Annotated in this window: 6 protein-coding genes and 1 tRNA gene; 3 read left to right on the forward strand and 4 right to left on the reverse strand. The window is 33.1% G+C overall.

Annotation, left to right across the window (positions count from 1 at the left end; genetic code table 11):
- The first annotated feature begins 113 nt into the window (after window positions 1-113).
- Together B4L98_RS05015 and B4L98_RS05020 are read left to right on the forward strand one after the other, a co-directional pair.
- Window positions 114-905, forward strand: coding sequence for a TIGR00266 family protein (locus tag B4L98_RS05015; protein ID WP_291077667.1), 792 nt, complete (start codon window positions 114-116; stop codon window positions 903-905).
- 109 nt (window positions 906-1,014) lie between these two features.
- Entirely contained in the window at window positions 1,015-2,460 is a 1,446-nt protein-coding gene (locus tag B4L98_RS05020; protein ID WP_291077669.1) for a DUF5723 family protein, read from the forward strand.
- A gap of 61 nt (window positions 2,461-2,521) precedes the next feature.
- Here the strand turns inward: B4L98_RS05020 and B4L98_RS05025 are convergent, their stop codons facing one another.
- The 3 genes from B4L98_RS05025 to B4L98_RS05035 form a co-directional block, all read right to left on the reverse strand.
- Window positions 2,522-3,574 carry an NAD(P)/FAD-dependent oxidoreductase gene (locus B4L98_RS05025; RefSeq protein ID WP_115001902.1) on the reverse strand — a complete coding sequence of 351 codons (1,053 nt, stop codon included), beginning with the start codon at window positions 3,572-3,574 and terminating at the stop codon, window positions 2,522-2,524.
- Window positions 3,575-3,722: 148 nt separating this feature from the next.
- Window positions 3,723-3,796 (reverse strand) — tRNA-Met (locus B4L98_RS05030).
- Between the two features lie 203 nt (window positions 3,797-3,999).
- Window positions 4,000-5,181, reverse strand: coding sequence for a pyridoxal phosphate-dependent aminotransferase (locus tag B4L98_RS05035; RefSeq protein WP_219034881.1), 1,182 nt, complete (start codon window positions 5,179-5,181; stop codon window positions 4,000-4,002).
- Window positions 5,182-5,293: 112 nt separating this feature from the next.
- Here B4L98_RS05035 and tpx point away from each other — a divergent pair, with 112 nt between their 5' ends.
- Window positions 5,294-5,794 (forward strand): thiol peroxidase, encoded by a 501-nt coding sequence (gene tpx, locus B4L98_RS05040; RefSeq protein ID WP_114997736.1) that lies wholly within the window; start codon window positions 5,294-5,296, stop codon window positions 5,792-5,794.
- Window positions 5,795-5,861: 67 nt separating this feature from the next.
- Here tpx and B4L98_RS05045 read toward each other — a convergent pair whose 3' ends face one another.
- Entirely contained in the window at window positions 5,862-6,752 is an 891-nt protein-coding gene (locus tag B4L98_RS05045; RefSeq protein WP_114997739.1) for a 3-hydroxyacyl-CoA dehydrogenase family protein, read from the reverse strand.
- Between the last annotated feature and the right edge of the window lie 142 nt (window positions 6,753-6,894).

Raw genomic sequence — 6,894 nt, forward strand, 5'->3', positions numbered from 1 at the left:
GATTGTTTACTTTCAAAAAAAGAATATGCCTCATTGGATTATATTTAATACTAATTTTAAATAAGAACTGTTACGAATTACGAATTTTGTCTACTAATTAGAAAATTAAAAAAATGAATGCACACGAAATAGATTATAAAATTTACGGCGAAGAAATGCAATTTGTCGAAATTGAGTTAGATCCACAAGAAACTGTTGTAGCAGAAGCAGGTAGTTTTATGATGATGGATGATGGCGTAAAAATGGAAACAATTTTTGGCGATGGTTCTCAACAAAGCGGTGGACTTTTCGGAAAATTATTAAATGCTGGAAAACGAATGTTAACGGGCGAAGGTTTGTTTATGACTTCGTACACGAATTACGGACAAGCAAAAAAGAAAGCTTCTTTTGCTGCGCCATATCCAGGAAAAATTGTTCCGATTGATTTACCAGAAGTGAACGGAAAATTTATTTGTCAGAAAGATGCTTTTCTTTGTGCTGCAAAAGGGGTTTCGGTTGGAATTGAATTTAATCGAAAATTAGGAACTGGACTTTTTGGAGGAGAAGGTTTCATTATGCAAAAATTAGAAGGCGATGGAATGGCTTTTATTCATGCTGGTGGAACATTACATCGTCGAGTTTTACAAGCTGGCGAAGTCTTAAAAGTTGATACAGGTTGCATTGTTGGTTTCGAACAATCTGTTCATTACGACATCGAATTTATTGGCGGAATTAAAAATACATTTTTCGGAGGAGAAGGTGTTTTCTTTGCGACTTTGAGAGGTCCAGGAGTTGTGTATATTCAGTCTTTACCTTTTAGCCGATTGGCTGATCGCATTATTGCTCATGCACCTTCTGCGGGTGGTTCTTCTCAAGGAGAAGGTTCTATTTTAGGAGGTTTAGGAAGATTAATTGATGGTGATTAAAATTTAATTTTATGAAAAAGAGTTTCAAATTGAAACTCTTTTATTTTTATACGGAAAACCGTAATTTATTTCGATTGATTTTTCTTATTTTTAATAAAAATTTCATCGTTTGAAAAAACTTCTATTAACCGTTATTTCTTGTTCAGGATTTACTTTTGGACAAAATATTTTATCTTTTAGTAATGATCAATATAGCGGGATTAACGGTAGTGTTTTTTCTCCGACAACTCCATATTTTAACCCGAATAAATGGGATATTAATATTATTTCTGAGGATATTTTATTCAGAAATGATTACGCTTACGTATCCGATCAAAACGTATTAGGTTTAATAAAAGGTGAAACAAAATCAGCAAATATAAAAGCTGGAATAAGAGGAGAAACGCATTCTAATATTTTAGATTTCGCAACTAGAAATACGATTTCTTATCATTTGGAAAATGATTTTCTGGGACCTTCCGTTTCTTTTAAAAAGAAAATTAATAATCAAACTTATCGTCTTGGAATTTTCACCCGACTTCGTACACAAGGTTCTATTAAAGATTTAGATAATTATTTTCGTTTTAGTAATCAGAATGAAATAGAACCAAAAAATTATGAGTTTGAACCTACAAAGACAAATGCAATGAATTGGGCTGAATTAGGCTTAAATGTTGCGACAAATTTGTATACAACTAATACTTCTGAAGTTATTATTGGGGCAAATATTAAATATCTTTTGGGTTTAGATGGCGCGTATATCAAAAGTAAAAACGCGATAAAATTAGAAGCTGAACCAACTATAACAAGTACAATCGACAATCCTGATGCAAATATTTATGCGTCAAATTATGATATAAAAGCAGGATATTCTACCAATTATGATTTTGATCGAGATAAATATGTTTTACGAAATAGAGGAAATGGAGTTGGAATAGATTTAGGAATTTCTTTTGTGAACAGAAGAGCGAATGATGAATTATATGATTTCAAATTTTCGGCAAATTTATTAGATGTTGGATTAGTAAAATTCAGAGGCGATAACCATCATTTCTACAATCCCTCGCAAAGAGTTCAAATTCGTAATAATCCAAAATTAGATGGAGTTGAATTTGAAAGTGTTGATCAATATTTAGGACTTTTGAGCAAAGAAGTTTATGGTGATGAAACAAAATCTAAAACTGGAAATAATTTTTCTATCGGTTTACCAACAAGTTTGCATCTTAATCTAAGTAAAAAAATTATCGAAAATCATTATTTAAATTTCAATTGGATGCAACGAATTCCAGTTTTCGAGAATAGTTTGAAACGTATCAATGTGCTCCAAACTTCTTATTCTATCCAAAAAGATGGATTTGGAATTGGGCCTTCACTTTCTATCTATGATTATGAAAATGTAACGTTTGGAGGTTATGTAAGAATTGGCCCTCTAATTTTGGGCAGTGATAATGCAATTCCAATCGTTTTCAAACAGAAAAAATTAACTTCTGCGAACTTTTATTTTGGATTAAAATTTTATCCTTTTTGGGACAATGAAGCCAAAAGACGAAGTAGAGAACCTTGTGAATGTGAATAAAAAAAACCTTTTACGCAAAACGTAAAAGATTTAAAAAATATTTCTATTTATTTTGTTAAAATTAGTCAATAGCTTTGACAACCGCTTTTTCGGCTTCTTTTCTTGTCCCGTCGAAACCATCAACACCAGAAACAGTTGTGTATTTCAAGACAAATTTTTTCCCAGGATTCATTCTATTGTAAACAGACTGACACATTAACGTTGCTTCATGGAAACCACATAAAATCAATTTCAATTTTCCTGGATAAGTATTTACGTCTCCAATCGCGTAAATTCCTTCGATATTTGTTTGATAATCTAACGCATTATTTACCTTGATTGCATTTTTCTCAATCTCCAATCCCCAATTTGCAATAGGACCTAGTTTTGGAGAAAGACCAAACAATGGAATAAAATAATCTGTTTCAAGTTCAAAAGTTTCACCTTCTTTTTCAATTACCAAACTTTCCACTTTTCCTTCACCTTTGATTCCAGTAATTTCAGCTGGAGTAACCAAATTAATTTTTCCAGCTTTTTTCAATTCAATTACTTTATCAACAGAATCTAACGCTCCACGGAACTCATTTCTTCTGTGTACCAACGTAACTTCCGCAGCCACATCAGCCAAGAAAATCGACCAATCCAAAGCAGAATCTCCACCACCAGCAATTACGATTTTTTTATCACGGAACAGTTCAGGATTTTTTACAAAATACTCCACTCCGTTTTCTTCATACGCTTCGATGTTTTCGATAATTGGCTTACGAGGCTCAAAAGATCCAAGACCACCAGCAATGGCAACCGCTTTTCCTTGTACTTGCGTTCCTTTATTTGTTGTTACAATAAAAGTTCCGTCTTCTTGCTTATCAATTGTTGCAGCTTGTTCGTTTAATGTAAAACCTGGCTCAAATTGTTTGATTTGCTCCATTAAATTGTCAATCAATTCACCTGCACCAACAGAAGGATAACCAGGAATATCAAAAATTGGTTTTTTTGGATACAATTCTGTCAATTGCCCTCCAGGTTGAGGAAGAGCATCAATAATATGACATCTCATTTTTAATAAACCTGCTTCGAAAACGGCAAAAAGACCAGTTGGTCCAGCTCCGATTATAACTATATCTGTTTGAATCATTTTTTTGAATTTTATTTAGAACGTTATTAAATTGAATGCAAATTTAATGAATTTGAAAGGATTAATCGATGATTATCATCAGAAGTCTAATAATATTTATTGATAATAAAAAAGACAAATTCAATAATGAATTTGTCTTTTGAATTTGTAGCGAAGAGCAGAATCGAACTGCCGACCTCAGGGTTATGAATCCTGCGCTCTAACCATCTGAGCTACCTCGCCTTGTTTTTAGTGGTGCAAATATAAGAGGTTATTTTCGATTAAAACAAATCTTTTTTGAAATATTTTCAATAAAAAGTCGCTTAAATAGGCTAATCAATTGAATTTCATTAAAATTAAAATCACATTTTTTTTAAGAAAATATCATCCACAAAAAAATCCTCAAGTAAAACTTGAGGATTTTGATATTTTATCTATTTTTCTACTTACGCTAAAGCATTTTTGATACGTGTCATTGCTTCTTTCAACTCTTCTACAGACGCCGCATACGAGATACGAATACAATTTTTAGACCCGAAAGCCGAACCAGAAACAACTGCAACTTGTGCATGCTCTAATAAATATAAAGCTAAATCATCTGCATTGTTAATTGTAACGCCATTGTATGTATTTCCGAAAGTTGCCGTAACATCTGGAAATAAATAGAAAGCTCCTTTTGGTTCGTTTACTTTGAACGTTGGAATTTCTCTTGCCCAACCTAACATCAATTCACGACGTTCTGCAAACGCATCAACCATGTATTGAACAGAACTTGGATCTGCTTCTAAAGCCGTAATTGCAGCACGTTGAGCGATAGACGTTGCTCCCGAAGTCACTTGTCCTTGTAACGTTTCGCATGCTTTTGCTAACCAAGCTGGCGCTCCAATGAAACCAATTCTCCAACCTGTCATTGCGAAAGCTTTTGCTAAACCATTTACAGTTACTGTTTGATTATAAACTTCTGGGAAAGATGCAATCGAAACATTTTTTTCTCCGTAAACAATGTGCTCATAAATTTCGTCCGAAATAATAATCACATCTGGATATTTTGCTAAAACCTCAGCCAAACCTTTCAATTCTTCTCTTGTGTAAACTGATCCTGACGGATTACAAGGAGATGAATAAATAATAGCACGAGTTTTATCTGTAATTGCAGCTTCTAACTGTGCTGGTGTAATTTTGAAATCAGCTTCTAAAGTTCCTTCCACAAAAACTGGCGTTCCTCCTGATAATTCTACGATATCTGAATAAGAAACCCAATAAGGTGTTGGAATAATTACTTCAGTTCCTTCGTCTACAATTGCTTGTAAAACATTATAAATAGATTGTTTTGCTCCAGTAGAAACAACAACTTGATTTGCTGTATATTCAATATTGTTATCACGTTTAAACTTCTTACAAATTGTTTCCTTCAAATCTGCATACCCTGCAATTGGAGGATATCCTGAATAATTTTCGTCGATAGCTTTTTTAGCTGCCTCCTTGATAAAATCTGGTGTATTGAAATCTGGTTCTCCAATACTTAAACTAATCACATCGATTCCTTGTGATTTTAATTCTCTTGCTTTCGCAGACATTGCAATAGTTGCAGATGGTTTCAAATTCTGTAAACGCTTTGAAAGTTGCATAATATTTGTGTGTTATTTGTAATGTAACAATTTATTATTGCGAAGATACTTTTTTCTCCGTAGAATTTTGTTACTTTTAATCATTAAAAATCTAAGAATAAAATAAAAAATTATGGCTGAAATTACATTCAAAGGAAATCCTATTCATACAGGCGGAGATTTACCTATAATTGGTGAAAAAGCGCCGATTTTTGCTTTAACAGCAGGAGATTTAAGCGACAAAACATTGGCTGATTATGCTGGAAAAAATGTTGTTTTAAATATTTTTCCAAGTGTTGACACTGGTGTTTGTGCGCAATCTGTACGAACTTTTAACAAAGAAGTTTCTTCTGCTGCAAATACAGTTGTGTTATGTATTTCGAAAGATTTACCTTTCGCTTTATCTCGTTTTTGTGCTGCCGAAGGTTTGGATAATGTAGTCACTTTATCTGATTTCAAAAATGAAGAATTCGCAAATGCTTATGGTGTTAAAATGGTTGATGGACCATTAAATGGATTATTATCTCGCGCAGTTGTAGTAATTAATCCAAATGGAGAAGTTGCTTATGCAGAACAAGTTCCTGAAATTGGACAAGAACCAGATTACACACATGCTTTAGCTGCAATTAAGTAATCAAAATAAAAAAAAGCGTTACCCGAAAAGTAACGCTTTTTGTTTTGACTATTTTGTGTAAGATAAACTACTTCGCAAACTGAGCAGCTAATTTTTCTGCTTTTTTAGATTCTGAATAATCATAGAATCCTTCTCCAGATTTTACTCCTTTTTTACCAGCAGTTACCATGTTAACTAACAATGGACAAGGTGCATATTTAGGATTTTTGAAACCATCGTACAACACTTCTAAGATTGATAAACAAACGTCTAAACCGATAAAATCTGCTAATTGTAATGGTCCCATTGGATGAGCCATACCTAATTTCATTACTTCGTCAATTTCTTTCACGCCCGCAACTCCTTCATATAAAGAATAAATTGCTTCGTTAATCATTGGCATTAAAATACGATTGGCGATAAAACCTGGATAATCATTCACTTCAACTGGAACTTTTCCTAATTTTTCTGACATTTCCATAATCGCTTTCGTTACTTCGTCTGTTGTATCGTAACCACGAATAATTTCAACCAATTTCATCATCGGAACTGGATTCATGAAATGCATTCCAATCACTTGTTTTGGACGACTTGTAACAGACGCAATTTTTGTAATCGAAATAGAAGAAGTATTAGACGCTAAAATTGCATTTGCTGGCGCAGCTTCATCAATTTGTTTGAAGATTTTCAATTTCAAATCTAAATTTTCTGTTGCAGCTTCTACAACTAAATCCGCATTTTTTACCGCTTCCGCAGTATCTGTAAATGTTGTAATATTATTTAAAGTTGCTGTTTTGTCAGCTTCCGTAATTTTTTCTTTGGCGATCATACGCTCCAAATTTCCAGCGATTGTTTTCAATCCACGCTCCAAACTATCTTGAGAAACGTCAACCAAATTCACTGCAAATCCTGATTGTGCGAAAACGTGAGCAATTCCATTCCCCATCGTTCCAGCTCCAATAACTGTAATGTTTTTCATCTTTTTGTATGTTTGTTTTTATTATTTATTTTTTTTCGAGATTCGAAGTTCGAAATGAGTTTTGCGAAATTTGATTTTTCAGAATGAGAAGCTGAAATGAATTCAGCTTGACAAATTTTCGTCATTCTGATTTCTATGACAA

This window comes from Empedobacter sp. UBA5528 (assembly GCF_002426075.1).
GTDB lineage: Bacteria > Bacteroidota > Bacteroidia > Flavobacteriales > Weeksellaceae > Empedobacter > Empedobacter falsenii_B.